Origin of the sequence: Streptomyces sp. NPDC048484 (assembly GCF_040651415.1) — a bacterium.
In the GTDB taxonomy this organism is placed as follows: Bacteria; Actinomycetota; Actinomycetes; order Streptomycetales; family Streptomycetaceae; genus Streptomyces.
This window is the reverse complement of record NZ_JBEZJY010000021.1, coordinates 54,858-79,392: the sequence shown is the minus strand read 5'-3', so window position 1 is coordinate 79,392 and position 24,535 is coordinate 54,858. Positions and strand designations below refer to the sequence as shown.

At 69.6% G+C, this 24,535-nt stretch carries 24 protein-coding genes; 8 read left to right on the top strand and 16 right to left on the bottom strand.

Annotated features, from left to right (window positions below):
• Positions 1-215 precede the first annotated feature (215 nt).
• Positions 216-1,220, bottom strand: a complete 1,005-nt coding sequence (gene mgrA / locus AB0D14_RS22030; RefSeq protein WP_362781477.1) for an L-glyceraldehyde 3-phosphate reductase — start codon at positions 1,218-1,220, stop codon at positions 216-218.
• A gap of 113 nt (positions 1,221-1,333) precedes the next feature.
• Here mgrA and AB0D14_RS22025 point away from each other — a divergent pair, with 113 nt between their 5' ends.
• The gene (locus AB0D14_RS22025; protein WP_362781476.1) at positions 1,334-2,245 is read left to right on the top strand and encodes a LysR family transcriptional regulator; all 912 of its coding nucleotides are present in this window, start codon (positions 1,334-1,336) and stop codon (positions 2,243-2,245) included.
• A gap of 89 nt (positions 2,246-2,334) precedes the next feature.
• Here AB0D14_RS22025 and AB0D14_RS22020 read toward each other — a convergent pair whose 3' ends face one another.
• Positions 2,335-3,699 carry a phospholipase gene (locus AB0D14_RS22020; protein WP_362781474.1) on the bottom strand — a complete coding sequence of 455 codons (1,365 nt, stop codon included), beginning with the start codon at positions 3,697-3,699 and terminating at the stop codon, positions 2,335-2,337.
• A gap of 279 nt (positions 3,700-3,978) precedes the next feature.
• Between AB0D14_RS22020 and AB0D14_RS22015 the strand changes: the two genes are divergently transcribed.
• Complete coding sequence (locus tag AB0D14_RS22015; RefSeq protein WP_362781472.1) at positions 3,979-4,455, top strand: DUF5709 domain-containing protein; 477 nt, start codon at positions 3,979-3,981, stop codon at positions 4,453-4,455.
• A 154-nt stretch (positions 4,456-4,609) separates the two neighbouring features.
• Positions 4,610-5,320, top strand: a complete 711-nt coding sequence (locus AB0D14_RS22010; RefSeq protein WP_362781470.1) for a hypothetical protein — start codon at positions 4,610-4,612, stop codon at positions 5,318-5,320.
• A gap of 60 nt (positions 5,321-5,380) precedes the next feature.
• Here AB0D14_RS22010 and AB0D14_RS22005 read toward each other — a convergent pair whose 3' ends face one another.
• The 3 genes from AB0D14_RS22005 to AB0D14_RS21995 all read right to left on the bottom strand — a co-directional run bounded on the left by AB0D14_RS22005 (position 5,381) and on the right by AB0D14_RS21995 (position 9,527).
• Complete coding sequence (locus AB0D14_RS22005) at positions 5,381-5,773, bottom strand: DUF3662 domain-containing protein (protein ID WP_362781468.1); 393 nt, start codon at positions 5,771-5,773, stop codon at positions 5,381-5,383.
• Positions 5,774-6,096: 323 nt separating this feature from the next.
• Complete coding sequence (locus AB0D14_RS22000; protein WP_362781466.1) at positions 6,097-8,184, bottom strand: CocE/NonD family hydrolase; 2,088 nt, start codon at positions 8,182-8,184, stop codon at positions 6,097-6,099.
• Positions 8,185-8,222: 38 nt separating this feature from the next.
• Positions 8,223-9,527, bottom strand: a complete 1,305-nt coding sequence (locus AB0D14_RS21995) for an ATP-grasp domain-containing protein (RefSeq protein WP_362781465.1) — start codon at positions 9,525-9,527, stop codon at positions 8,223-8,225.
• A gap of 288 nt (positions 9,528-9,815) precedes the next feature.
• Here AB0D14_RS21995 and AB0D14_RS21990 point away from each other — a divergent pair, with 288 nt between their 5' ends.
• A complete protein-coding gene (locus AB0D14_RS21990; RefSeq protein ID WP_362781463.1) occupies positions 9,816-11,471 on the top strand; it encodes a catalase in 1,656 nt (551 codons plus the stop codon).
• Between the two features lie 90 nt (positions 11,472-11,561).
• Here AB0D14_RS21990 and AB0D14_RS21985 read toward each other — a convergent pair whose 3' ends face one another.
• The 9 genes from AB0D14_RS21985 to AB0D14_RS21945 all read right to left on the bottom strand — a co-directional run bounded on the left by AB0D14_RS21985 (position 11,562) and on the right by AB0D14_RS21945 (position 20,608).
• A complete protein-coding gene (locus AB0D14_RS21985; protein ID WP_362781461.1) occupies positions 11,562-12,446 on the bottom strand; it encodes a glycoside hydrolase family 19 protein in 885 nt (294 codons plus the stop codon).
• Positions 12,447-12,664: 218 nt separating this feature from the next.
• Positions 12,665-13,987, bottom strand: a complete 1,323-nt coding sequence (locus AB0D14_RS21980) for an aldehyde dehydrogenase family protein (protein ID WP_362781460.1) — start codon at positions 13,985-13,987, stop codon at positions 12,665-12,667.
• 56 nt (positions 13,988-14,043) lie between these two features.
• Positions 14,044-14,748, bottom strand: coding sequence for a nucleotidyltransferase domain-containing protein (locus AB0D14_RS21975; protein ID WP_362781458.1), 705 nt, complete (start codon positions 14,746-14,748; stop codon positions 14,044-14,046).
• Between the two features lie 142 nt (positions 14,749-14,890).
• Positions 14,891-16,033: an LLM class flavin-dependent oxidoreductase gene (locus tag AB0D14_RS21970; RefSeq protein WP_362781456.1), complete on the bottom strand. Its 1,143-nt coding sequence runs from the start codon at positions 16,031-16,033 to the stop codon at positions 14,891-14,893.
• A gap of 73 nt (positions 16,034-16,106) precedes the next feature.
• Positions 16,107-17,327, bottom strand: coding sequence for an SfnB family sulfur acquisition oxidoreductase (locus AB0D14_RS21965; protein ID WP_362781455.1), 1,221 nt, complete (start codon positions 17,325-17,327; stop codon positions 16,107-16,109).
• Positions 17,328-17,329: 2 nt separating this feature from the next.
• Positions 17,330-17,884 (bottom strand): NADPH-dependent FMN reductase, encoded by a 555-nt coding sequence (gene ssuE, locus AB0D14_RS21960; RefSeq protein ID WP_362781453.1) that lies wholly within the window; start codon positions 17,882-17,884, stop codon positions 17,330-17,332.
• A gap of 56 nt (positions 17,885-17,940) precedes the next feature.
• Positions 17,941-19,158: an acyl-CoA dehydrogenase family protein gene (locus AB0D14_RS21955; RefSeq protein ID WP_362781451.1), complete on the bottom strand. Its 1,218-nt coding sequence runs from the start codon at positions 19,156-19,158 to the stop codon at positions 17,941-17,943.
• Positions 19,159-19,204: 46 nt separating this feature from the next.
• Positions 19,205-20,341: a dimethylsulfone monooxygenase SfnG gene (sfnG, locus tag AB0D14_RS21950; protein ID WP_362781450.1), complete on the bottom strand. Its 1,137-nt coding sequence runs from the start codon at positions 20,339-20,341 to the stop codon at positions 19,205-19,207.
• 189 nt (positions 20,342-20,530) lie between these two features.
• A complete protein-coding gene (locus tag AB0D14_RS21945) occupies positions 20,531-20,608 on the bottom strand; it encodes a putative leader peptide (RefSeq protein ID WP_362781617.1) in 78 nt (25 codons plus the stop codon).
• A 143-nt stretch (positions 20,609-20,751) separates the two neighbouring features.
• Between AB0D14_RS21945 and AB0D14_RS21940 the strand changes: the two genes are divergently transcribed.
• Complete coding sequence (locus AB0D14_RS21940) at positions 20,752-21,183, top strand: LysR family transcriptional regulator (protein WP_362781448.1); 432 nt, start codon at positions 20,752-20,754, stop codon at positions 21,181-21,183.
• Between the two features lie 149 nt (positions 21,184-21,332).
• On the opposite strand, the gene AB0D14_RS21935 is transcribed toward AB0D14_RS21940, so the two are convergent.
• Positions 21,333-21,515 carry a hypothetical protein gene (locus tag AB0D14_RS21935; RefSeq protein ID WP_362781446.1) on the bottom strand — a complete coding sequence of 61 codons (183 nt, stop codon included), beginning with the start codon at positions 21,513-21,515 and terminating at the stop codon, positions 21,333-21,335.
• A gap of 287 nt (positions 21,516-21,802) precedes the next feature.
• Between AB0D14_RS21935 and AB0D14_RS21930 the strand changes: the two genes are divergently transcribed.
• From AB0D14_RS21930 to AB0D14_RS21920, 3 genes are all read left to right on the top strand, one after another.
• Positions 21,803-22,117, top strand: a complete 315-nt coding sequence (locus AB0D14_RS21930) for a hypothetical protein (RefSeq protein WP_362781444.1) — start codon at positions 21,803-21,805, stop codon at positions 22,115-22,117.
• Positions 22,114-22,866, top strand: a complete 753-nt coding sequence (locus AB0D14_RS21925) for an anti-sigma factor (RefSeq protein ID WP_362781443.1) — start codon at positions 22,114-22,116, stop codon at positions 22,864-22,866. The genes AB0D14_RS21930 and AB0D14_RS21925 overlap by 4 nt, the downstream gene beginning before the upstream one ends.
• A gap of 198 nt (positions 22,867-23,064) precedes the next feature.
• Positions 23,065-23,505 carry an SPW repeat protein gene (locus AB0D14_RS21920; RefSeq protein ID WP_362781441.1) on the top strand — a complete coding sequence of 147 codons (441 nt, stop codon included), beginning with the start codon at positions 23,065-23,067 and terminating at the stop codon, positions 23,503-23,505.
• A gap of 101 nt (positions 23,506-23,606) precedes the next feature.
• On the opposite strand, the gene AB0D14_RS21915 is transcribed toward AB0D14_RS21920, so the two are convergent.
• A complete protein-coding gene (locus AB0D14_RS21915; RefSeq protein WP_362781615.1) occupies positions 23,607-24,413 on the bottom strand; it encodes a metalloregulator ArsR/SmtB family transcription factor in 807 nt (268 codons plus the stop codon).
• Positions 24,414-24,535 lie beyond the last annotated feature (122 nt).

Sequence of the window (24,535 nt, the reverse complement as noted above, 5' to 3'; positions counted from 1 at the left end):
GTGAATGACCCTAGTGTTCGAGTATCGCCACTCCTGACACGCTGTCACCATGCCTTTCCAGCCAGTCTCTTGGCATATTCACGGCGCCGACCGGCCGAATCGCGGCAAGGGGGCAGGGCACACCGTGTCGCCGGCACGCACGTCGGCCCGCCGGTGTGACACCGGCGGGCCGACGTGCGTTCGTACGCAGTACGAAGGTGGTGGGACCGTGAAGGCTAGGAGGTCGTCGACCGCCGGACGATCTCGTCGATCTGGGCGAGCTCGTCCGGCGAGAACTCCAGATTGTCCTTGGCCGCCACGCTGTCCTCCAGCTGCTGCGGGCTGCTGGCGCCGATCAGCGCGGAGGTGATCCGGCCGCCGCGCAGCACCCAGGCCAGCGCCATCTGGGCCAGGGACTGGCCGCGGGACTTGGCGATGTCGTGCAGGGCGCGCAGGTCGGCGACGAGTTCCTCGGTCAGCTTGTCCGCGCTGAGGAAGGGGCTGTCGCTCGCGGCCCGCGACCCCTCCGGGATCCCGTCCAGGTAGCGGCCCGTGAGCAGGCCCTGCTCCAGCGGCGAGTAGGCGATGGATCCGATCTGCAGTTCGTCGAGCGCGTCCAGGAGGCCTTCCTCCTCGGGGCGCCGGTCGAGCATCGAGTAGCGCGGCTGGTGGATGAGGAGCGGAGTTCCCAGTTCACCCAGGATCCGGGCGGCCTCACGGGTCTGCTCCGGCGAATAGTTCGAGACACCGACGTACAGCGCCTTGCCCTGCTGGACCGCGGAGTGCAGGGCGCCCATCGTCTCCTCCAGGGGAGTCTCCGGGTCGGGGCGGTGCGAGTAGAAGATGTCGACGTGGTCGAGGCCCATACGGTTCAGGCTCTGGTCGAGCGAGGACAGCAGGTATTTGCGGGAGCCCCATTCCCCGTACGGGCCCGGCCACATCAGGTAGCCGGCCTTGGTGGAGATGACCAGCTCGTCGCGGTACGGCGCGAAGTCCGCCTTCAGCGCCTCACCGAGGGCCGACTCGGCGGCGCCGGGCGGGGGCCCGTAGTTGTTGGCCAGGTCGAAGTGGGTGACGCCCAGGTCGAAGGCGCGCCGCAGGATCGCCCGCTGGACGTCCACCGGCCGGTCGGGGCCGAAGTTGTGCCACAGGCCCAGGGAGAAGGCGGGCAGCTTCAGGCCGCTGCGTCCGGTGCGTCGGTAGGGCATGTCCGCGTAGCGGTCGGTGTGTGCGGTGTACAACGCGTTCTCCAGAGGGGTCGGTACGGAGTGGACCGGTGTCCACTCTCGCCTGCCCGGCCGCCAGCGGTCCAACAGGAGAATCGGATGAGATTCAGCGGATACGCTTCTCAATCATGGAACTGCGCCATCTCCAGCACTTCGTCGCGGTCGCCGAGGACCAGCACTTCACCCGGGCAGCGGAACGCCTGATGGTGTCGCAGTCCGGCCTGTCCGCCTCCATCCGCACGCTGGAACGCGAACTGCGCGCCCCGCTCTTCGTCCGCACCACCCGCCGTGTGACGCTCACCGAGGCCGGGCGGGCCCTGCTGACCGAGGCGGAGCGGATCCTGGCCCAGGTCCGCGCGGCCCACGACGCGGTGGCCGCCGTGCAGGGCGTGCTGCGCGGCACGCTCTCGCTGGGCACCGAGCAGTGCATCGCCGGCGTACACGTGGCCCCGCTGCTGGCCGGGTTCCGAAGGCAGCATCCGGACGTGGAGATCCGGCTGCGGCAGGCCGGCTCGGGCGCGCTCGCGGAGGATGTCGCGGCGGGCCGTCTGGATCTGGCGTTCGCGGTGACGACCCGCGCCGACACGGAACAGCTGCGCTGTCTGCCACTGACCCGTGAGCCGATGACCGTCCTCTGTCATCCCTCGCACCGTCTGGCGGGCGGCGGGCCGGTCACCCCGTACGAGCTGGGCGGTGAGGCCTTCGTCGACTTCCACCCGGACTGGGGGCCTCGCCGCACCACGGACGCGGCCTTCGCGGCGGCGGGCGTGCACCGGACGGTCGCCCTGGAGGTCAACGACGTGCACAGTCTCCTCGACCTCGTCGAGGAAGGCCTCGGCATCGCCGTCGTACCGCGTCACTTCGCCCAGAAACGGCCGGACCTTCCGGCCTTCCCGCTCAAGGCCGACACCGAGACCCCGTACGAGACCGTCGCGATGCTCCCACCGCCGGAGGCGACCAGTCCGGCGGCAAGGGCCTTCATGTCCCTGCTCGAAACAGGGAGCCTGACACCGCCCCCGGACGGTGTCCAGCACTCCTGACCGGGCTCCGCCCGCTCCTGGAGCGCCGGGCTACGGGGGCGGCCGCATCGGGTGGCACCCGGGGGGAAGCGGCACGTATGTGACCGGCGTCAGTACGTGTACGTGTTCAGTGCCGTCACCGCCGAGGCCGGGTTGCCGAGGTCGTAGTGGTCCACCGCGAGGAAGTTGGGCTTCTTGCGGGCTGCGGGCTGACAGAAGCGCCGGGCCCGGTCGGCGAGCTTGGTGTTGTCGGTGGTGGCGGCCGAGGCGATCGCCGCGTCACGGAAGTGGTTCATCACGAAGAGCGGGCGGAAGGGCGGTGCCGTGGCGGTGAGGGGGATGTTGGTGCCGGCGTCGTACCAGCGGCTGTAGCAGGACCAGTCCGAGCTCCCGAGGCCCGAGCCCATGGACCAGTAGTTCTCCACGGTCCACTCGCGCTGGTACATGACGCCGAAGCTGTCACGGGTGAGCCCGGCCGACTCGTCGGCGGAGCGACTGTGGTCGGTGAACAGGAGCAGACGGTCGTTGGCGGCGGTCAGGTCCGCCATCTTCGGCCAGCCGTTGGCGCGCACACCCGTCTGGTCCGGGCGGTAGAGGACGTCGGACAGGCCGTTCACCTTGGCCAGTTCACTGCGCAGGACGCCCGGGTCGACGTAGTCCTCCAGGAACACGCTGATGAACTCGTTCGGGTTCTGCCGGAGGAAGTCGACCATGCGCTGGATGTCCACGTTCAGCGCCACCGGCCTGCTGACGAGGGTGCAGCTGTTGTGGCACAGGATCGCGCCGTCCGAGGTCTGGTGGATGTCCAGCATGAATCCGCGTACGCCGTCGGTGAGTTGCTGGTTGATGCCCCGGCTCTGGTTCGGGACGAGATTCACGAAGGGCGGTGCGAATCCGCCGTCGACACCGTTCGCGTAGGCGTTGTGCGAGGTGAGGAACGTGACCTGGTCGAGGGTGCGTCGGTCCGCGGACGGCATCGGGGAGGTCGGGGACGTCACCGGCGTCAGGTACCAGGCCGCGGGATCGCCCGCCGCGCCCACCACCAACTGCGCGGGGTAGTTGGCACCGGAGGTCTTCGCTCCGACGGTCAGGTACTGGTCGGCGCCGGGCACTTTGAGCCGGTACCGGTCGGTGCCCGTCGGGGTGATCTCCCACGAGGCGTCGGCGCCCGCGCAGGCCACGGTTCTCGCCTGGCCGCCCGACCGGCCGAGGCAACTGCCCGCCGTGTCGGTGCTTTCCAGCACGTACGAGGTGCCGCCGGCCCGGAGCGTCCACTGCTGGCGGTCCTCGTTGCCCTTGGGGTTGCGCTGGACGACCGCTCCCCCGCTGTCGGCGGCGTTCAGACCGGTGACAGCGCTCTGTACGTAGAAGACGCCCGCCGTCGGCACGTCCGCGGCATGGGCGGGAGCGGCCAGGACGGTGGTCAGTGCGGCTCCGGCGGCGGTGAGGGCGAGCAGGGGGCGATATCTCCGCATGGCGGTCGGGTCCCTTCGGCAGCGCGGCGCGCCGGTTCGACGGCCGGAAAAAGTGGGGGGTCTGCGCGGGACACTCAATCGGCTTGGTATGTACCGGTCAATAGCGCGAGCCGGCCGGGCGCTGTCGCGGCGGTGACAGCTGAGCGCCGGAGACCACCGGCGGTTCCGACCGCCGCGGGCACCGCTCACCGGGTGCTCCGGTGTTTCACGGGCCGCATGCCGGGCACCGCGATACTCCTACGGGGAGCACGAAACGATCACCGGGTCAGGAGGCTGAACATGAACGACGACAGCATGGCGGACGACGCCTACCAGCCCACGGGGACCAACGAGGAGCAGGAAGACGCCTCTCCGCTGGACCTCCAGGACGCGGTGGACGAACGCACGTACGACGACATGCTCGACGAAGGCTATTCCCCGCCCGAGAAGCCGCTGGGTGTCAACAAGAGTGGTGTCACGGCGGCCGAGCAGCATGAGGGCGAGAGCCTCGACGAACGGCTGGGCCAGGAGGTCCCCGACGAGGACGCCCCGGCCGGCGACGGCATCGGCGACCTGCCCGACGGCGAGGGCGAACCGCTCGACCCCGAGGCAGGCGCGGAGCGCGCGGGCCGCCTGGTGGCGCCGGACGAGGGCGCGCACTCGGACACGACGAAGGAAGCCGTCGCCTCCGACCTGGGCATCGACGGTGGAGCGGCGGGCGCCGAGGAGGCCGCGGTCCATGTCGTACCCGAGGAGGAGCCGCCCTCGGCACCGTAGGCAACCGTTCGGGACGCGTGCCTTCCCGATGCCCGCCGTTCCCTGCGCCTGCCGATCCCTACGCCTGCGAGGAGGTACCTGGGTACTCGGTTCACCCGGGTACTTGGGTACTCGCCAAGAAAGACGGCACTGACGGGACAGGGCGGAGATTTCGATGACTGCACCGCGATCCTCGGCGGCACGGACAGTTTCGGAGGCTGCCCGTCACGCGAAGGCCGGCGACCTGCCACGCACTCTCTGCCAAACGGTGTGCGAAGTCCTGGCCGCCGACGGGGTGACATTGTCCCTGTTCACCGACACGCCGGCCCGGCAGCTGCTGTGCGCGTCCAACGACACGGCTCTTCGACTTGAGGAGATCCAGTTCACCGTGGCGGAAGGCCCCTGTATCTCCGCCGCCTCGGAAGGCGTGCCGGCCGTGGGAAGCGGCCTGCGGCGGCACGTCACCCCTTGGCCCTTCTTCGGCGCGACCGTCGTCGAGGACCTTCCCGAGGTGGGCGCCGTCTGCGCGTTCCCCATGCGGGCCGCCGAGCAGACGCTCGGCTCGATGGAACTCTTCACGCGTGCCGACGGCGGCCTCGACGCGCCGTCGATGCGTGTGGGCGCCCAGGTCGCCGACGCCGTGGTGAGGGCTCTCCTGCCGGCGCGCACCAAACTCTTCGACGACTTCGCGTTCCCCAAGTGGCAGCCCAGGGACGTCGTACGGGCCCACTGGTCCTCGACCCATCAAGCCACCGGGGTCGTCGCCGCCCGCTCCGGTATGAGCATCGACAGCGCTCTCGCCACGATGCGGGCGGAGGCCTTCCGCACAGGGCAGACACTCGCGGAGATCACCGCGGCCGTACTCAGGCCTCCGCCCCTCGCGTGAGCGGTTCGTCATTCGGTCAGTGGTCAGTACTGGCAGTGGTCAGTACTGGCGGTCAGCCGGTCAGTGCTGGAACGCGCCGGCCCGCACGTGCTTCATGACATGGCTCGCCACCCGGTAGCGGCCGTTGGGTACGTCGCGGGACTTGGCGACGTGCACGGCGAGCGGGCCGGCCCATTCATAGCCCCGGCTCTCCCCATGGCGAAGGAGGCTGTCGGTGAGAACCTGGTCGATCCGGCTGCCGTTGCGTTCGAGTTCCTCGTGTGCGAACTCGGCCAATTCGACGTCATAGGCATTGGGGACGACGGTCCGGCTCTCGCTGCACACGACGATGTTGTCGTCGCACTCCTTGCGCAGGGCCTCGATCAGTTCGACCGGTTCCCTGTGCCGGATCTGTGCGAACAGTGACCCTCCGAACCGCTCCAGCGCTCGTTCCAGGCCGGTGAGTGCGCTCACGACCGCTCCTCCCGCTCCTCGAAGTCGCCCGGCCGGACCCGGGCCTCCGGTTGCTCCGGCAGCACCTGGTCGCCGGCCTCGGACCTGCGACGATTGTCCTCGGAAACGGTCATTACGGGCAGCTCCTCACTCGCACGTTCATGTCGTGGTGTCTGTCGTTCTGTCTGTCGTTCTGCCTGTCGTGGTGTTCCGCTCATGTTCCGCTCTGTGCGGCGGGTTCCCGGGCAACGGGAATCGACGCGTGCCGGAACGGAGTGCTCCCGGGCCCTGCCGCCACATGAGACGGCAGGGCCCGGGAGCGGTACAGGGGACTTCTGTGGTCCCTACAGGAGGTCCCGTGGCACCGTCTCGTTCCAGGTGCGGGAGAAGACCCGGCGCTCGCCCTCGTAGCCGTCCAGGGTGGCGTCCACGAAGAAGTCCCGTTCGTCGCAGCTCAGCCGGGTGCGTGTCTCCACGCGGACATCCCAGTCGTCGCGACTGAAGCGCATGGTCCAGGCCGACTCGCCGGTGACCGAGGTGAAGTCGTCGGCGACGGCGGTGTACCGCTCGTAGGCGCGGCGGCCGACGTCGAGGTCGATCTCGTCGAAGTGGACGAGTCCCTGGTCCTTCACGATCTCCAGTTCGGCGCGGTAGCCGACCATGTCGCGCTTCACCTCCCACCGCCCCTCGGGGGCGGTCAGCCGGGTCGTGCTCACCGGGGGTGTGCCCTCGGGCTCCTCGAACGGGTTCACCGCGATCTCGTCCGGTTCGTCCGTCGGGCGGACGGGGAGCGTGAGAGTGCTGGAGCCTTCGTACACGCTCAGCAGTGCCGGCTCGGGGGGTGGCCAGGCGAGCGGCCAGTACGACGTGGACAGGGAGAGGCGGACCCGGTGCCCCGGGGGGAACGCCTGCCCCACTCCGTTGAGCTGGACGGTCGCGCGGTAGCGCGTGCCCGGCTCCAGTGGTTCGGGGTTCTCGGTGCTCTCCCTGCGCGTGATGTTGAGCAGGCCGTAGGTGACGCGGGTGGCGGCGCCGTCCGGGCTCACGTCCGACAGACGCGCAGCGACCATGGCGACCGGCCGGTCGGCCGAGAGGTCCAGTTCCACGGTCGGCGAGCCGAGGATCTCCAGCCGTTCGGTCAGCGGCTCGGTCTCGAAGACGAGCGAGCCGCCGTCTTCTTCACGCTGGTCGTACGGCAGGTCCGGAGGCGCGTTGTAGGAGGCCCACTTGCCCGCGAACTGGCCGACGGACAACGGGGAACGCACCGTCATCGCGGCGCCCTCGCCGGCCGTCCCGTCCTCGACACCGGCCCCAGCACCGACGCCGGCCCCGGCATCGGCATCGGCATTGGCTTCGACCGGAGTGCCGATCCGGTGCCGGGTCAGCGGGTGGGTGACGGGATGGACGTACGGGGACGGCCAGGTGGGTTCCGCGACCCAGCGGCCCGGGCGCTCCTCGTACGACGTGGACGGGGGCACGCTGTCCTGCATCCAGGTGTGCAGCATGGGACCGTCCATGACGCCGTTGTCGGCCCCCTTGAGCCAGTGGTCCCACCACCGCACCACTTCCTGGAGGTAGCCGATGGCGGGCCCGGGTTCTCCGAGGTGGGGGAACTTGTGCGACCAGGGGCCGATCAGTCCCTTGCGGGGCACGTCCAGGTGGCCGAGCAGCCGGGTCACGGCGTTGGAGTAGCCGTCCGCCCAGCCACTGGAGGCGAGGACGGGGCACCGTACGGCCTGGTAGTCCTCGGAGACCGAGGCGTGCCGCCAGTAGTCGTCACGGCGCTGGTGGCGCAGCCAGGGAAGGGCCCAGGGCCCGGAGTTCTCCAGGCGTTCGTGCCACATCTCGCGCCAGCGGTCGCCGACCACGGCGGGGTCGGGCGGCAGGGTGGCGTAGGCGAACATGGTGCCCGCCTCGGCGAGGTTGTCCGACAGCATGGCGCCGCCCATGTAGTGCATGTCGTCGGCGTGCCGGTCGTCGGTGAAGGACGCGATGACGATGGCGCGCAGGCTCGGCGGCTGCCGGGCGGCCACCTGGAGAGCGGCGAAGGCTCCCCATGAGAGACCCATCATCCCGGTGCTGCCGTCGCACCAGGGCTGGTCGGCCAGCCAGGCGAGGACCGCTTCCGCGTCGGCCTGTTCCTGTTCCAGGTACTCGTCCCTCAGCACCCCCTCCGAGTCGCCGGTGCCGCGCAGGTCGACGCGCACACAGGCATAGCCGTGGCCGGCGATGTAGGGGTGGTGCATGGAGTCGCGTACCGAGGTGAGGTCGCGTTTGCGGTAGGGGATGTACTCCAGCACCGCGGGCACGGGCTCGTTGTCCGAGGAGGTGGGGCGCCAGACGCGGGCCGACAGCTGGATGCCGTCGGGCATCGGGATACGGACGTCCTCCTCTTCCTTTGTCGCGTACGGCAGGTTGCTCACGTGACGCATGGGCGGACTTGCTCCTTGGTCGTGCGGTCGCGCGGTCGTCACCGGGGGCTGTCGTCGAAGGCGAGCCCCAGTGCGGCCACGCACTGGTCGTACTTCTTCCGCAGGTCCTCCTCGCTGTTTCCGCCGGTGAAGATGTGCGCCAGCTCGTAGCTGTAGCTGTCCTGTTGGGACAGGGCGGAAAGGGCCTGCCCCTCCTCGGTGGTGACGTCCACCCGCACGCCGTCGGCCTCGTACTCGATGCCGAGGAGGTCGTCGGGCGAGGGCACACTGCGCACCACTCCGTCGGTGAACCAGCGGTAGTACCACTTCGCGGCCATCGCGTACGAGCCCGCCCGCTGCGGCATGCGCGGGTCCTCACCGAGGGCGAGGCCGAGCATGGAGTGGTGGTTGGGTACGCCGTCGACGTACTCGAACAGTTCGGCGTGTGACTGGGAGTGCCGGGGGTTGATCTCCAGCAGGTTGATCTCCTGGGTCTTCGGGTCGTAGAAGTACTCCACGCTGAAGGTGGCCGACTCGAAGCCGATCTGGCGCATGGTGCGCTCGGTGACGTCGTGCAGTTGCTCGATCACCGGCGGCGGCAGCGTCGAGGGGTACTGGTGGCGCTGGAAGCTCGAAGTTCCGGGGTAGTTGATGGAGTCCAGCACGCCGTAGACGGTCACCTCGCCCTCATGGACGTACCCCTCGACGGCGACCTGGAGGCCTGTCATCGCCTCTTCGGCGAGGCAGACCTGGCCACCGACCCCGTCCATCTCGGGCGGCAGCTCAAGCCGGTCGAGGATGTACTCGAAGGGACGGCCGACCCGGGCGATGCCCTCGCGTATCTGGCGGACGGCGTCACGGAACTCGTCCATGTCCTTGACGCCGAAGGCGAGTTCGGAGGAATACGAGAGGGCCGGCTTGACCCACATCGGGAACCGTACGTTCTCAGGGGGCTGCGGATCGTCGGTGTCCAGGTCGACCCGGCCGAACCGCGGATGCCTGTCGGTGACCTTCTGCTGCTCCAGCCGGCTCCAGTACTTGTGCTCGCACTTGACCACCGACTCCAGGCTGGTGCTACGGGTTCCGTAGCGCTCGGCGAGGATCGGCACGAGGGTGCTCACGGGGAAGTCCCAGTAGCCCACGATCGCGTCGATGCTTCCGTCGAAGGCGTCGAGTGCGGCCTGGGCCTTGTCGATGAGTTCCGGGACCGACACCTCTCCGTCCTGCAGTTCCCCGGTCGTCAGCAAGGGGTGGTAGTGCAGCGGCCTGGCTCCCGCCGCCGCGTTCAGCGTGGGCAGGTTGGCGTCGTCCAGACCTATCACGAAGACGTTCTTCACATCAGTCGCATTCTCAACATCGGTCACGTTCTCAACATCGGTCACGTTCTTCTCGGGCACAGGCCACCTTCCAGCTCTTCCATGGATCCCTGCGGAAGACCGTGGGGTACCCCTGAGCGGCTCGGTAAATCTCCCACCGCCGGTCAGAGCGTTCACGGGTGTGATGCCGGCCCCCCGGGACACCCGGGACGCCACGACCTGTGCGGCCCTACGAGGGGCCGTACAGGCCACCATTCCACAATCAAGGGCATATGCGCTGAAATACGGGCATACCTTGCTAGAAATTCTCGTACGACCCCAGAGGAGTGGACGATCGTGACGGATGTACCGAGCAGCGGCCCCGCCCCCGACGACCGGGAGGTGCTCACCAACCGGCAGGGGCACCCGGTCCACGACAACCAGAACCAGCGCACCGTGGGGGCCCGCGGCCCCGCGACGCTGGAGAACTACCAGTTCCTCGAGAAGATCAGCCACTTCGACCGCGAGCGCATCCCGGAGCGCGTCGTCCACGCCCGCGGGGTGACCGCGTACGGCTACTTCGAGGCGTACGGAGCCTGGGGCGACGAGCCGATCGGCCGCTACACCCGCGCCAAGCTCTTCGCCGAGCGCGGCAAGCGCACGGACCTGGCCGTCCGCTTCTCCACGGTGATCGGCGGCCGGGACTCCTCCGAGGCGGCGCGCGACCCGCGCGGCTTCGCGGTGAAGTTCTACACCGAGGACGGCAACTGGGACCTGGTCGGCAACAACCTGGGCGTGTTCTTCATCCGGGACGCGATCAAGTTCCCGGACGTGATCCACTCGCTCAAGCCCGATCCGGTCACCTTCGAACAGCAGCCGCGCCGCATCTTCGACTTCATGTCGCAGACCCCGGAGTCCATGCACATGCTGGTGAACCTCTTCAGCCCGCGGGGGATCCCGGCCGACTACCGCCATATGCAGGGCTTCGGCGTCAACACGTACAAATGGGTCAACCAGGAGGGCGACACGGTCCTGGTCAAGTTCCACTGGATGCCCAAGCAGGGTGTACGCAGCATGACGGAGGAGGACGCGGCGAACGTCCAGGCCGAGGGCCTCGGCCACGCCACCAAGGACCTCTACGAGGCGGTGGAACGCGGCGAGTACCCGGAGTGGGAGCTGCTGGTCCAGGTCATGGACGACCACGACCACCCCGAGCTGGACTTCGATCCGCTGGACGACACGAAGACCTGGCCCGAGCAGGACTTCCCGCCGAGGCCGGTCGGCAGGATGGTGCTCGACCGGATGCCGGACAGCTACTTCGCGGAGAACGAGCAGATCTCGTTCGGCACCGGCGTCCTGGTGGACGGCCTGGACTTCTCCGACGACAAGATGCTGGTGGGCCGGACCTTCTCCTACAGCGACACGCAGCGCTACCGGGTCGGTCCGAACTACCTGCAGCTCCCGGTGAACCAGGCCAAGAACGCCGAGGTCCGTACGAACCAGCGGGACGGCCAGATGACGTACCACGTGGACGGTGGGGGCGGGAACCCCATCGTCAACTACGAGCCGTCGATCACCGGTGGCCTGCAGGAGGGGCAGCGCCCCAGCCATGACGAGCAGGGCCCGGAGATCAGCGGCCGGCTCACCCGCAAGCGGATCCCCCGCACCGACGACTACACCCAGGCGGGCCAGCGCTACCTGCTGATGGAGCAGTGGGAGCGGGACGACCTGGTGAAGAACTTCGTCGACCTGCTGTCCCAGTGCGACCGGCCGGTGCGGGAACGGATGGTGTGGCACTTCCTGCTGGTGGAGAACGAGCTCGGCCTGAAGGTCGGTGACGGGCTCGGCATCGGACCCCAGGACGTCGCCGCTCTGGAGCCGCTGGCAAGCCAGGACCTGACCGACGAGGAGCGCGAGCGGCTCGCCAACCTGGGCAAGAATCCACCCCGGGACGTCACAGGGCTGACCATGACCCACTGCGTCCCCAACACGCGGCACACGGTCACGCGCTGAGCGCCCGAGGACGAGTGGCGATACGGACCAGCGGCGTCACGGCTCCGCGGCCGGCCTACCGCCGGCCGCGGAGCCGTGTCCGGCGGAGCGTCAGCAGTACAAGTTGTTGCCCGCCGTCGTGCCGAGGATCTGCACGAACCGCTGGTAGCTGTCCACCCGGCTCTGCACCTGGGCGGGGTTCTTGCCGTCGCACTCCAGCGAACCGTTGATGGAGCGGATCGTCTGGCCGAAGCCCGCGCCGTTGACCATCGCGTTGTGGCCGGTCATGGAGCCGGGTCCGGACTGGGTGTTCCAATACCAGAGGCCCGTCTTCCAGGCCACGGCGGAGTCGTTCTGCACGAGCCAGGGGTTGTTCAGGAGGTCGATGCCCAGCGCGTCGCCCGCGGCCTTGTAGTTGAAGTTCCAGCTGAGCTGGATCGGCCCGCGGCCGTAGTACGCGGCCTGACCGGCCGGGCAGCCGTAGGGCCGGCCCCAGTCGCAGTAGTGCGGGTAGTTGGCGGTGTTCTGCTCGACGATGTGGACCAGCCCGCCGGTCTCGTGGTTGACGTTGGCGAGGAAGGCCGCGGCCTCCTGCTTCTTCACCGTGTCGCTGCCGGTGTTCGCGAAGGCCGGGTACGCGCTCATCGCGGCCTTCAGCCCGCTGTAGCTGTAGAACGAGTTCCGGCCGGGGAACATCTGGTTGAACTGCGCCTCACTGACGACGAACCCGGAGGGGTTGGTCGCTCCGTCGCAGGCGTACGGCTCCCAGTACCAGGTGCTGATGGTGGGGTCGTAGCCCGGGTTGTCATGCTCGGCTATGTAGGCCTTGCCGTCGGTGTACCGGACGATGTTGCCGGTCGCATAGGACTTGCCGGCCACCCAGCTCGGGTAGCTCGAACAGGCCGCGGCGGACGCGCCCGACGCCGGCAGGAGCACCGGCGCGGCGGTTCCGAGGACGATCGCGGCCACGAACGCAGAGATACGGCGCCTCGACACAGGACCAACTCCTTGGCGGAGCACGGCCGCGACCCGTACCGGGGCAGCGCGGAGCACACCTTGTACGCACGTGCCGGTGATACCGGCCGCGGCGTACGGGGCGACCGTGGTGGGGGGTGTGGAGCCACACTCCACCACCTTGGTCTGGACCAGTCAAGGGTGTAGACCAGTCAACCCGCCCCGGTGCCGCGGCGCTTCATCGCCACGTCGGCCCGGCTTCAGCCCAGCGGCTTCTCCAGCACCGCCTTGCGGTGGCTGAACGTCTCGATCGAATAGCGGCCGTGGTAGTTGCCCATGCCGCTCTCCCCCACCCCGCCGAACGGCAGGTCGGAGACGGTGAGATGGGCGAGCGGCAGACCGAGGCCCAGGCCGCCGGACGAGGTCTCGGCGGCGAGCCGCTCCCGGGTGGTGTCCGACTCGGTGAAGGCGTACAGGGCGAGGGGCTTGTCACGGTCGTTGATGAAGTCGATGGCCTCGTCAAGACCGGGGACGGTCACGATCGGCAGGAGGGGGCCGAAGATCTCCTCGCGCATGACGGGCGCCTCGGGATCGACGTCGGCCAGGACGGTCGGCGCGATGTACAACGCGCCCCGGTCGGTGCCGCCGCCGACGACGACCCGGCCGGAGTCGAGCAGCCCGCTGAGCCGGTCGAAGTGCCGCTCGTTGATGATCCGGCCGTACTCGCCGGAGGTCGACGCGTCGGACCCGTACAGCGCCTCGACGGCCTCGGTCAGCGCGGGCTCCAGGGCGCGGGCGGTCTCCGGGTCGGTCAGGACGTAGTCGGGCGCCACACAGGTCTGCCCGGCGTTGAGGAACTTGCCGCGCGCCAGGCGGTCGGCGACGACGGTGAGGTCGGCGCCCCGGTCGACGAAGGCCGGGGACTTTCCGCCGAGTTCGAGGGTGACCGGGGTGAGGTGCTTCGCGGCGGCGGTCATCACGATGCGGCCGACCGTGCCGTTGCCGGTGTAGAAGATGTGGTCGAAGCGCTCGGCGAGCAGGGCCGTCGTCTCGGGGATGCCACCCTCGACGACGGCGACCGCCTCGGTGTCGAGGTAGCGGGGCAGCAGCCGGGCCAGCTCGGCGGAGGTGGCCGGGGCCAGCTCGCTGGGCTTGACGACCACCGCGTTGCCCGCGGCGAGCGCACCGAGCATCGGGGCGAGCAGGAGCTGCGCCGGGTAGTTCCAGGGGGCGATGACCAGGACGACACCGAGCGGGTCGTACCGCGTCCACCCGGTCGCGTCGGCGCCGAGGTGCGCGGGGACGGGGGCCGGCTCGGGGCACAGCCACTGTTCGAGGTGCTCAAGGGTGTGGTCGATCTCCCGCACGACGAAGTCGATCTCCGTACGGAAGGCCTCGGTGGAGCTCTTGCCCAGGTCGGCGTGGAGGGCGGCGGCGAGTTCCGCACCGCCCGAGGTGAGCATCTCGCGCAGGCGGCCCAGCTGGCCGGTGCGCCACTCGACGGGCTTGGTGCGGCCGGAGCGGAAGGTGGCGCGCAGCCGGGCCACGACGTCGGCGGGCTGCTCGGGGATGGGCTGATTCACGGTGAAACCGTATCGCGCGTTCCGCACACGTCGAAACACCGTCCGTGCTCGTCGCGTCACGCCGGGGACGGCCCCGGCTGTGTGTAGTGGTGGGCGCGGACCCTGCGCAGCCATGCCTCTGCAGGCGCCTCGTCGGCCTGTTCCGGCAGGGCGCTGCGGGTCTCGTCGAAGGCCGTCTCGTAGTGCTTGAGCAGGGGCAGCGCGATCATGGCGTCGGCTGCCACCTGTTCGCCGAACCGGTGGTAGTCGTCCGGGTCCTCGACGCGGATACTCAGGCGGCCGGTGGCGTACAGCTCGAAACCCTGGTGGCACAGGCGTCGCAGATGCCGGGCGTGCTTCGCGGTCCGTTTGCGGGTGTCCGCGGAGAAGGAGCCGTGCCTGCGGTCGTAGAGGCGCTTGAACTGCTGGCCGGCGTAACCGAGATAGGCGTCGCGGACCCGCTTCGCGGAGAGCAGGGTCGTGCGCAGGCCGATGAGTTCGTCGCCGAGCGGGGTGCGGACCTCGTACAACTCGTCGGGCAGCCACACCAGTTCCGTCACGGTCGGGTTGCCGCCCAGGGCGAGTCTGCACCACTTGGCCGCTTCGTGCAGTGTGCTGTCCGGCGTGGTCGTGACGTGGGACTCCTTCGGACCGTGCAGGCCGTGCAGATCTTCGGTGGGGGCGGCGAACACGCCGAGCCGGTCCACGTCCGAGCCTTCGCGGGCCAGGCCGTACGCGGTCGAGCCGACGATGCCGGACAACAGGATGTTCTTGGTGGTCACAGCCGCCCCCGCTCCCCCGCCGCCCTGCTGCCCTGTGCGAGCCGGGCGGCTCGCACAAGGTCACCACCCGGGGTGTGGCCGCGTACAGCGATTTTCCGGGAGGGGGCCGAACGGCGGCGCCCCTGGCGGCTCAGCCGGTGGCTCAGCTCGCGAACGGCACCTGCGCCGAGAGGGCGGGCCGGGTGGCGAACGGGTGCTGCCACAGGCCGCGCGCGGCCAGCCGGGGCAGGACACCCTCGCCGAACCAGTACGCCTCCTCCAGGTGCGGATACCCGGAGAGGACGAACTCGTCGATGCCGAGGCGGTGGTACTCGGCGATGCGGTCGGCGACCTCGTCGTGGCTGCCGACCAGGGCGGTGCCCGCGCCGCCGCGCACGAGGCCGATGCCGGCCCACAGGTTCGGGTGGATCTCCAGCCCGTCGCCGCTGCCGCCGTGCAGGGCGAGCATGCGCTGCTGTCCCTGGGACTCGCTGCGGGCGAGTCCGGCCTGCACGGACTTCACGGTCTGTGGGTCGAAGCCGGCCAGCAGCCGCTCCGCCTCCGCCCAGGCCTGCTCGGAGGTGTCGCGGGTGATGACGTGCAGCCGGATGCCGAACCTGACGGTCCGGCCTTCCTTCTCCGCGAGCCCGCGGACCCACGCGATCTTCTCGGAGACCTGGGCGGGCGGCTCGCCCCAGGTGAGGTAGACGTCCACGTGCTTGGCGGCGATCTCTCCGGCGATGGGCGACGAGCCGCCGAAGTACACCTCGGGGACCGGGTCGGGCACCCGGGCCAGCCGGGCGTCCTCGACCTTGAGGAACTCGCCGTCCAGGTCGACGGTTCCGCCCTCCCACAGTTCCCGGACGATCCGCAGGAACTCGCCGGTACGGCGGTAGCGGGCGTCCTTGTCGAGGAAGTCGCCGTACGCGCGCTGTTCATGACTCTCGCCGCCGGTGACGACGTTGAGTAGGAGCCGTCCGCCGGACTGCCGCTGGAAGGTCGACGCCATCTGCGCGGCGAGCGTCGGCGAGACGGACCCCGGCCGGAAGGCGACCAGGAACTTCAGCCGCTCGGTGTTCTGGCTGACCATCGCGGTGGTCAGCCAGGCGTCCTCGCACCATGCGCCGGTGGGTGTCAGCGCGCCGACGAAGCCGAGGTCCTCGGCCGCGCCGGCGATCTGGCTCAGATACGCGACCGTCGGCGGCCGGTCCCGGCCGGACAGCGTGGCCGGGGTGCCGTGGCCGCCCCCGACGACATCGCGGCTGTCGCCGTTGGTGGGCAGGAACCAGTGGAAGGTGAGGGACACGGGGGCGTTCTCCGATCGGGGCGCGGGGCATGGGGCGTATGAAACGCAGGGGGCGGCTTTCCGGGGTCAGGGGTCAGAGGAGTCCGTGGCGCGGAGGCAGGGTGCCGTTCAGCACGTACCGGCCGATGTGCTGGATCTTCCAGCGGGGTGGGTCGTGCAGCGTGTGGGTGCGCGCGTCGCGCCAGTGCCGGTGCAGATTGGCGGAGTTGGCGGCGGACCGGGTGCCGGACACCTCGAAGAGCGCGCTGGACACCTCGACGGCGGTGGCGGCGGCGTGCACCTTCGCTGCGGCCACCGCGATGGACGCCTCGGCCGCCGACTCCTCCGTGAGACCGGCGCTGCCCGCGTCGACCGCGCGGGCCGCCGCGCCGAGCAGCGCCTCGGTCGCCCGCACCTGGACCGCGAGTTCTCCGAAGCGCTGGATGAGCAGCGGATCCTCGGCCGCGGTGTCGACACCGCTCTCGAACCACGGACGGCTCTTCGTCCGTACGAAGTCCACGGCCTCGGCGAGCGCACCCGCCGCGATCCCGGCGTCGATGGCGGCGTGCAGCAACTGGGCCACCGCGCCGTGGAGTTGAGGCCCCCGGAAGGTGAGGTGGTGCGGGAGGACCCGGTCGGCGGGTACCGGCACGGCGTCCAGCCGAACCGTACCGCTGGCGGTGGTGCGCTGGCCCATGCCGTCCCAGTCGTCGACGACCGTGACACCCTCGGCGTCCCGGGGCACATACGCGACGTGCAGGCTGCCGTCCTCGGTGCGGGCGAGGACCGGGATCCAGTCGGCGAAGAGGGCACCCGTGGAGTAGTGCTTGACGCCGGTGAGGACGTACGAACCGTCCGGGCGCCGCTCCAGGCGGGTGCGGATGTCCTGGACGTGTTTCGTGCCGGCCTCCGACTGGGCGTTGCCGAACCGGCGCCCGGCCAGCACCTCGCCGAAGAAGAACGTGCGCTGTCGCGCGGTCCCCTGCCGGCGGATCACGTTGACGTAGACGAAGTGGCTCTGCGGGATCTGGGCGAGGCTGGCGTCGGCGGACGCGAGGAGCCGGAAGATCTCGGCGAGTGTCTCCTGGCGTACGTCGGCGCCGCCGTGCTCGGCGGGCACGGTGACGGCAAGCAGGCCGGAGTCGGAGAGCCGGTCCAGCTCCTCGCGCGGGAGCCTGCGTTCGGCGTCCCGGCCGGCCGCCCCGGCCCGGAACCCGTCGGCCAGGGCGGCGGCTGCGGCCAGAGCCTCGGCGTCGTCGGCGATGACCTTGGCGGTGCCCCTGGCGAAGGCCGCGGCGGGAAGTTTCGCGGACACGGTCATCCCGTCGCGGCGAGGATCGGCCTGCGGTCCAGCGCCTCGGAGAACTGGTCGAGCACCTGGGCCAGCGCCTCGACGGCCGCGGGTGCCACGGTGAGTCCGCCGTCCTCGCCGACCGCGATGTCCTTGTCCAGGGTGAACCAGCCCTGGACTATGTGCCGGGCGCCCATGGAGCTGAGGACCGGGCGCAGAGCGTAGTCGATGGCCAGCACATGTGCGGTCGTACCACCGGTGGCCAGGGGCAGCACGGTCTTGCCGGTGAGGGCGTACTGCGGGAGCAGGTCGAGCAGTGCCTTGAGGACTCCGGAGTAGGCGGCCTTGTAGACGGGGGTGCCGACGACGACGCCGTCGGCACGCGCGAAGAGGGCGGTGGCCTCGACGATCGCCGGATGCCGGAAGTCGGCGCCGAGCAGGGCCTCGGCGGGGATCGTACGGACGTCGAGCGGGATCACCTCGTGGCCCTGTGCGGCCAGCCGGTTGTCGAGGTGGCGCAGCAGACGGTTGGTGCGGGACGAGGCGGAGGGACTGCCGGAGACGGACAGGACGGTGGCCATGGGCCCTCTTTCGGGACGGGGGCGCCTCCACCCGGGAGGCGCCCCGAGGTGAGCGGTCAGGAGTACCAGGTGGGTTCGGGCAGATCGCCTTCGAGGACCCAGCGACCGACCTCGCGCCGCTTGTAGGCGACCGGGTCGTGGAGGGTGTGGGTGCGGACGTTGCGCCAGAAGCGGTCGAGGCCCTCGGCGGTGGCGGTGGAGCGGGCCCCGGTCACCTCGAAGATGCGGTTGCTGATCTCCAGGGCGACGTCGGTGGCGCGCGCCTTCACGGCGGCCACCCGCACCTCGAAGTCGCCGCGGGACTTCTCGGTCACCGCGTCCGGATCGTCGTGCAGGTGCTGGCCCTCGGCGGCGACGCTGTCCGCGAGGGCTTCGGCCGCCCAGAGTTTCGCGATCAGGTCACCGTAGAGGTCGATGACGTACGGCTCGTCGACCGCCCGCTCATGGCCGCCGTGCAGCCAGGGCCGTGCCTTCGCCCGCGTGTACGCCGCCGCGGTCTCCAGGGCTCCGGCGGCGATGCCGAGATAGAAGTTGACGAAGACCAGCTGGATGGTGGGGACGTTGAGCGTGTTGTAGATCCTCGGCCGGAACTCCTTGTCCACGTAACCGGCGGCGGAGGCCCATGGGGTGCGGACGCCGTCGAGGGTGACGCTGCCGCTCTCGGTGAGCCGCTGGCCGATGTTGTCCCAGTCGTCGTGGAACGTCAGCCCGGCGCTGTCGGACGGCACGATGGCGAAGACATGCTGGCCGGTGCCTTCGAGGACGCCCTCCAGGACCGTGACGTCGGAGACCCTGCTGCCGGTGGAGAACGACTTGTGCCCGGTGAAGACGAGGTCGTCGCCGTCCTCGGTGACCACGACGTCCTTGTCACGCGGGTTGACGGCCCCGCCGAAGAACCACTGGCCACGGGCGGCCTCGGCCTCGACGTGCTCCCACTGTTCACGGGTGCCGACCAACCGGGCGGCCCAGTTCCACAGGTAGTGGTAGCCGAGGAGCTGGCCGATGGAGCCGTCGGCCTTGGCGACCTCGCGGACGACACGGTAGGCGGTGGACCAGTCCTGGCCTCCGCCGCCGTGTTCGGTGGGGCCGAGCAGGGTGACGAGGCCGGAGTCCTTCAGCAGCCGGACCTCGGCATGGGGAGTGGCGGCGGCCCGGTCGCGTGCGGCGGCGTCGGTGGCGAGGACGGCGGCCACCTCGGTGGCGCGGCTGATCCAGTCCTGGGCGGTGGCCGGGGCGGGGCGGGTCTGCCAGTCGGCGGGCGTGGCGGTGCTCATGGTGAATGTGAACCTCTCTCGCAGTGGGGTGCGGAAGGAAGGGGACTCAGGCGTGGGCCGCCACGGATCGGGTTTCGGTGTCCGGGAGTTGGGCTTCCAGCTCGCGTACGAGGGGCAGCACGCGGCGGCCGAAGTACTCGACCTCCTCGTGGTAGTGCAGGAAGCCGAGGAGGAGCAGGTCGACGCCGAGGCGCTTGTAGGCGACGATCCGCTCGGCTATCTGCTCCGGGGTGCCGATCAGTCCCGTACGGAAGCCGTCGTTGTACTGGACGAGATCCTCGAAGGACGAGTCCTGCCACATGCCCTTGCCGTCGCCGGTGGACTGTCCGGCCTGCTTCACCGCGGCGCCGAATCCCTCGACGGCCTCGCGGTTGGCGTGCGCCACGATCTCGCGGAGGGTCTCGCGGGCCTCGGCCTCGGTGTCGCGGGCGATCAGGAACCCGTTGAGCCCGAACTTCGGTGCGCTGCGGCCGGCTTCGGCCGCCGACGCCCGTACGTCCGCGATCTGTTCGATGACCCCGTCGAAGTCCTTGCCGTTGGAGAAGTACCAGTCGGAGACCCGGCCGGCCATGGCGCGGGCGGCGGTGGAGTTGCCGCCCTGGAAGATCTCCGGGTGCGGGCGGTCGGGTGAATTGAGGGGCTTGGGCTTCAGGGAGAAGTCACGCAACCGGTAGAAGTCACCGGCCAGTTCGGTGTGGTCCTCGGTCCAGATCTGCCGCAGGGCACGGATGAACTCCTCGGAGCGGCGGTAGCGCTCGTCGTGTTCGAGCCAGGGTTCGCCGAGCGCGGTGAACTCGCCCTTGAACCAGCCGCTGACGACGTTGACGGCGAAGCGGCCGTTCGACAGGTGGTCGGCGGTGGCGCCGAACTTGGCGAGGACGCCCGGGTGCCACAGGCCGGGGTGGACCGCGGCGATGACCTTCAGACGCTCGGTGGCAAGCAGCAGGGCGAGGCTGAAGCTGGTCGACTCGTGCTGGTACTCGGCGCCGTAGCCGGCCATGTAACGGACCTGGCTGAGGGCGTAGTCGAAGCCGTTGTTCTCGGCGAGGACGGCGAGTTCGCGGTTGTAGTCGTAACCCCAGTCGGTGCGCTGTTCGATCGTGCTGGTGACCAGGCCGCCGCTGACATTGGGCACCCAGTAGGCGAAGCGGAGGGGGTCTACGGAAAGGCTCTCTGCAGGCATGCGGAACTCCTGTTGCGGGAATTCGGGCAGACCGAATTCAGGGGGTCGATTCAGCGAGGGCCGATGAATTTCCGCATTCGGGCAGCCGAATGCGTCTCACGGCTGTCGACAGCCGCGGAAGAAAGGTGGTGGGGCACAGCGGATCCGACGGGGCGCAGCGAATCAGGCAGAAGCTGCGGGTGCGGCGGATCAGGCCATGGCGCAACAGGCGGCACTGGAGACACGCGCGAGGTCGACATGGCGTCGCCGCGTGAGGTCCAGTCGCATCATCATGTTCTCGATTGTGGCGGCCGACTGTCCTGACCGTCAAGGAATATCCGATCGGTCTCGCATCCCGGACCGGCGAATTTCACGAAGGCGTGACAGGGCATCCCTTGAACCGGGCAGCGCGGGCCCAGCATTCTGATGGGGTGCGAATAGAACAGCTGGAATACATCACGGCGGTCACCCGGCTCGGCTCACTGCGCCGGGCCGCCGAGGAACTCCACCTCTCCCAGCCCGCGTTGAGCGAGACCGTACGCAATCTGGAGCGTGCACTCGGGGTCGATCTCCTGGAGCGCAAGCGCTCGGGAGCGGAGATGGGCAAGCTGATGGTCGCGGAGGGGCTGGGCGCCACGGTACTGCCCGACTTCAGTGTGATCGACGATCCGCTGACGCCGCAGGGTGCGATCACCTGCCGCCCGCTGGCCGACAACTCGATCCGGGTGCTGCTGATGCTCCAGCGACGCAGGGCGGACTCGGTGCCGCGGGCCGCGCACGATCTGTACGAGGCGTTCGTGCGCCGGGCGGCGGCACTCGGCCGGGCGGCGGCACTCGGGGGGACGATGACCGTGGCGCCCTGACGCGCCCCGGCCCGCTCCGCCCGGCCTGGCCGGCGGTGCCAGATCGTGCGCTGTGTCCGGCACGGCACTCGTCCGTCACGGCACTCAACCCCGGCACGGCGCTCAACTTCGGCGCAGCACTCGTCCGGTACGGGCTCTTCGCCGTCGGCTCAGCGCTCGGAGGACCTGTCGTCCTCTCGCGCCGGTACCACCACGAGGAAGGCATCGGACTCCAGGTCCATCACGACCGCCGCCGGCTCACCCTCGGCGCGGCGTTGTGCCGCGTACTCCTCCGCGGGCCACGATCCACGCGGGGCTCCCGCGGGAAACTGCTCCAGCACCTTCGCGCCCATGACGGCTGACCTTCCGTGTCGACCAACGGCTCCCCAGAAATCCGTCTGCCCCCGATCGGCGGGCGCATGTACGGGTGTCCCGTGCTTCCGTCGCTGCGGTCTGGTCCCGGACGACCCATGTGGCCCACGCGGCGCGTCCACCGAGAGCCACTCCGGGCGAGGAATCAAGAGGAATCAAGAGGAGAACGCCGAACAGGACCGAAGGAGAGATCCGCCCATGACCAATCCGCCGAGGTCCCGGCAACGGATTCCAGCCATACGCAGTTCGCCTCCCGGAGGACCCTCACGTGAAAGAAGCCGTGCACATCGGCAAGAACCCCTCGGCCGAACCGGTCCTGCAGGACCTGATCGGCAGTGTCGCCCTCGGCGCCCAACATGCCTTCACCGGGCTCTACGACGTCGTGGCGGACCCGGCCTTCGGTGTCGTGCACGGCGTGCCGCACGGCCACGCCCCCGAGTACGACGAGGTGACGGAACAGCTGGAAACCCGGCCGTCGGCGCCGCCTCTCGGCACGGTCAAGGCGCAGCCGCTCGGCACGGTCAAGACGCGGCCGCGCGACGGGCGAAGCCGCCGGCGTGACTGCCTGGGGGTGACCGTATGAGCACCGCCGACCTTCACACGCTGACCGGCGCGTACGCGCTGCACGCACTCTCCGAGGACGAGCGAGGTGCGTTCGAACGGCACACGGTGGACTGCGAGGCCTGCGCCCAGGAGGCCCTGGAGCTGAGCGAGGCCGCGGCTCGGCTCGGCCTGGCGGTCTCCGCGAACCCGCCCTCCGCTCTCAAGGGCCGGGTCATGCGGCGGATCACGACGGTCCGCCAGGAGAGCCCGCACGGCGCATCGCTGCCGCGACCCTCGGGCGGCGGCCATCGCAGACGCCGGCTGTCGCGGTGGGCGCTCGCCGCCTGCCTTGCCGGGATGACCGCGTTCGGCGGCACGGCGGTATGGCAGTACGACCGGGCGGAGGACGCCCAAGAGCAGGCACGGCAGTCCGAGCGGCGGACGGACGCGATCGCTGCGGTGCTGGCCGCCCCGGACGCCAGGACCCGTACCGCCGAACTGCCGGACGGGGCCCGCGGCACAGTCGTCGTGTCCAGGAGCCTCGACGAGGCGGTCTTCCTCTCCTCGGGCATGGCGCGCCCGCCGAGCGGCAAGGTCTACCAGCTGTGGTTCGACGACGGCGGCAGCATGAGGTCCGCCGGCCTGATGGACCCCCACCGGACAACCGGGGCGGTTCTTCTGGAGGGGGCGGTGACCAGGGCCTCCGGTATGGGCATCACCGTCGAGCCGGCCGGCGGCTCGGCCGAACCGACCTCGGCTCCCGTGGCCTCGACGACCCTCCCGGCCTGACCGTGCCCCTCTCCCCCCGTGCCCCTCTCCCCCTGTCCCCTTCGCCTGTCCCCCTCGCCGTCTCCATCCCCCTCCCCGTCTCCGCCGTACCACCCCACTACACATAAAGGGAAAATAAGCGCAGTATGTGTACATACGCCGCGTCTACCGCATATGACCCAATCGCGGTCAGACCTGCAGAGACAAAGGAGTCAAGTCATGGCCAACGTCTCGAACACCAGAGGTGACATCACCAGTCACCCCGATGTGCCCGAAATGCGGGATCGCTACGCCCGCATGCTCGGTGGTCGCGATGTGGCGCTCGTGGATGGACCGGTGTTCCTGCTCGGTCTGTACTGCGCCGCTTCCCCATGGATCCTTCACTACACAACGAGCCAGTCCGCCCTCGTGACACACAACCTCATCATGGGCATCGCCATCGGCGTGCTGGCCCTCGGATTCGCCACCACCCCGGGGCGGATGTACGGCCTGAGCTGGGCCATGTGCGCCATGGGCGCCTGGATGATCATCTCGCCGTGGATCGTGGGCGACAGCCCCGACGCGGGTGTCGTGCTCAACAACATCATCATCGGCGCCCTGGCCATGATGCTGGGGTTCGTGTGCGCGGCCGCTTCGGCGAAGAGCACGCCACAGGCGTAGCAGACGTCTGTACGGATGAGACCCGTCGGCCGGTCCGGACGTCGCGGACCGGCCGACGCACGCCTCGGGGCGGTCGGTGCCGGATACGGCCCAGGGCAGACCTAGGGCACCAGCCACGGCTCCTGCGGCAGTGGGCTGCCGGTCTCCAGGAGCGACTTCAGGTTCGCCAGAACCGCCGGCCAGCCGATGGAGACCTCCTTGACCGCGACCTCGTCGGCCAGATCCTCGTGGGTGACGGTCAGCCGGACGATGTCACCGTGCGGCCGGATGTCGTAGGTGACCCTTGAGTGCTTGTCTTCCTTCTCCTCGTCCTCAGGCGAGGCCCAGGTGGCCACCAGACGGGTGGGCCGCTCACTCTCCACGATGGTGCCGACCACGTCGGCGACGCCGGAACCGTCCGTGCGCCGATGCTCCCACCGCGAGCCAGGACGCCAGTCCTCGGACACGTTGCTGTGACCCCAGTACGCGGCGGTCAGGTCGGCGTCGGTGAGCGCGTCCCAGACCTTCTCCGGCGTGCTGGCGATGTAGGTGACGTACACGAATGTCGGCTTGTCGGTCATGTCTTCCTCGGCTCGTCGTTTGAGTGCGCTCAGCGCGCGAAGGCGCGGACGCTCGAACTTGTCGATCCACCGTTCCTGGATCTCGTGGAGCGGTACGGGGTTGAGGTAGTGGAGTTTTTCCCGTCCTCGCCGCACCGTGCTGACCAGGTTGGCGGCCTCCAGGACAGCCAGGTGCTGGGTCACCGACTGACGGGTCATGTCGATGTGCTCACACAGCTCACCCAGCGTCTGTCCGCTGTGCTCGTGCAGCCTGTCGAGCAGTCGTCTGCGCGTCCCGTCGGCCAGCGCCTTGAAAACCTGGTCCGTCTCCGAGTCCCTGGTGGACCCGGGCTCCTTCTCCGCCTGCATTTCGTCGTCCGATCGCACACTCAACGTTATGCAGGCAATTGCCTGCATGTCAATCACCGAGGGCCTGACGAGGAGCGCGAGCAGGCCGTGTACGGGGCGACGAGAGCCCCGGGCGATATCCG

Coding starts and splice junctions, on each gene's coding strand:
- AB0D14_RS22025 (WP_362781476.1), top strand. CDS start 1,334: ATGGAACTGCGCCATCTCCAGCACTTCGTCGCGGTCGCCGAGGACCAG.
- AB0D14_RS22020 (WP_362781474.1), bottom strand. CDS start 3,699: ATGCGGAGATATCGCCCCCTGCTCGCCCTCACCGCCGCCGGAGCCGCA.
- AB0D14_RS22015 (WP_362781472.1), top strand. CDS start 3,979: ATGAACGACGACAGCATGGCGGACGACGCCTACCAGCCCACGGGGACC.
- AB0D14_RS22010 (WP_362781470.1), top strand. CDS start 4,610: ATGACTGCACCGCGATCCTCGGCGGCACGGACAGTTTCGGAGGCTGCC.
- AB0D14_RS22000 (WP_362781466.1), bottom strand. CDS start 8,184: ATGCGTCACGTGAGCAACCTGCCGTACGCGACAAAGGAAGAGGAGGAC.
- ssuE (WP_362781453.1), bottom strand. CDS start 17,884: ATGGCCACCGTCCTGTCCGTCTCCGGCAGTCCCTCCGCCTCGTCCCGC.
- AB0D14_RS21955 (WP_362781451.1), bottom strand. CDS start 19,158: ATGAGCACCGCCACGCCCGCCGACTGGCAGACCCGCCCCGCCCCGGCC.
- sfnG (WP_362781450.1), bottom strand. CDS start 20,341: ATGCCTGCAGAGAGCCTTTCCGTAGACCCCCTCCGCTTCGCCTACTGG.
- AB0D14_RS21945 (WP_362781617.1), bottom strand. CDS start 20,608: ATGCGACTGGACCTCACGCGGCGACGCCATGTCGACCTCGCGCGTGTC.
- AB0D14_RS21935 (WP_362781446.1), bottom strand. CDS start 21,515: ATGGGCGCGAAGGTGCTGGAGCAGTTTCCCGCGGGAGCCCCGCGTGGA.
- AB0D14_RS21925 (WP_362781443.1), top strand. CDS start 22,114: ATGAGCACCGCCGACCTTCACACGCTGACCGGCGCGTACGCGCTGCAC.
- AB0D14_RS21920 (WP_362781441.1), top strand. CDS start 23,065: ATGGCCAACGTCTCGAACACCAGAGGTGACATCACCAGTCACCCCGAT.
- AB0D14_RS21915 (WP_362781615.1), bottom strand. CDS start 24,413: ATGCAGGCGGAGAAGGAGCCCGGGTCCACCAGGGACTCGGAGACGGAC.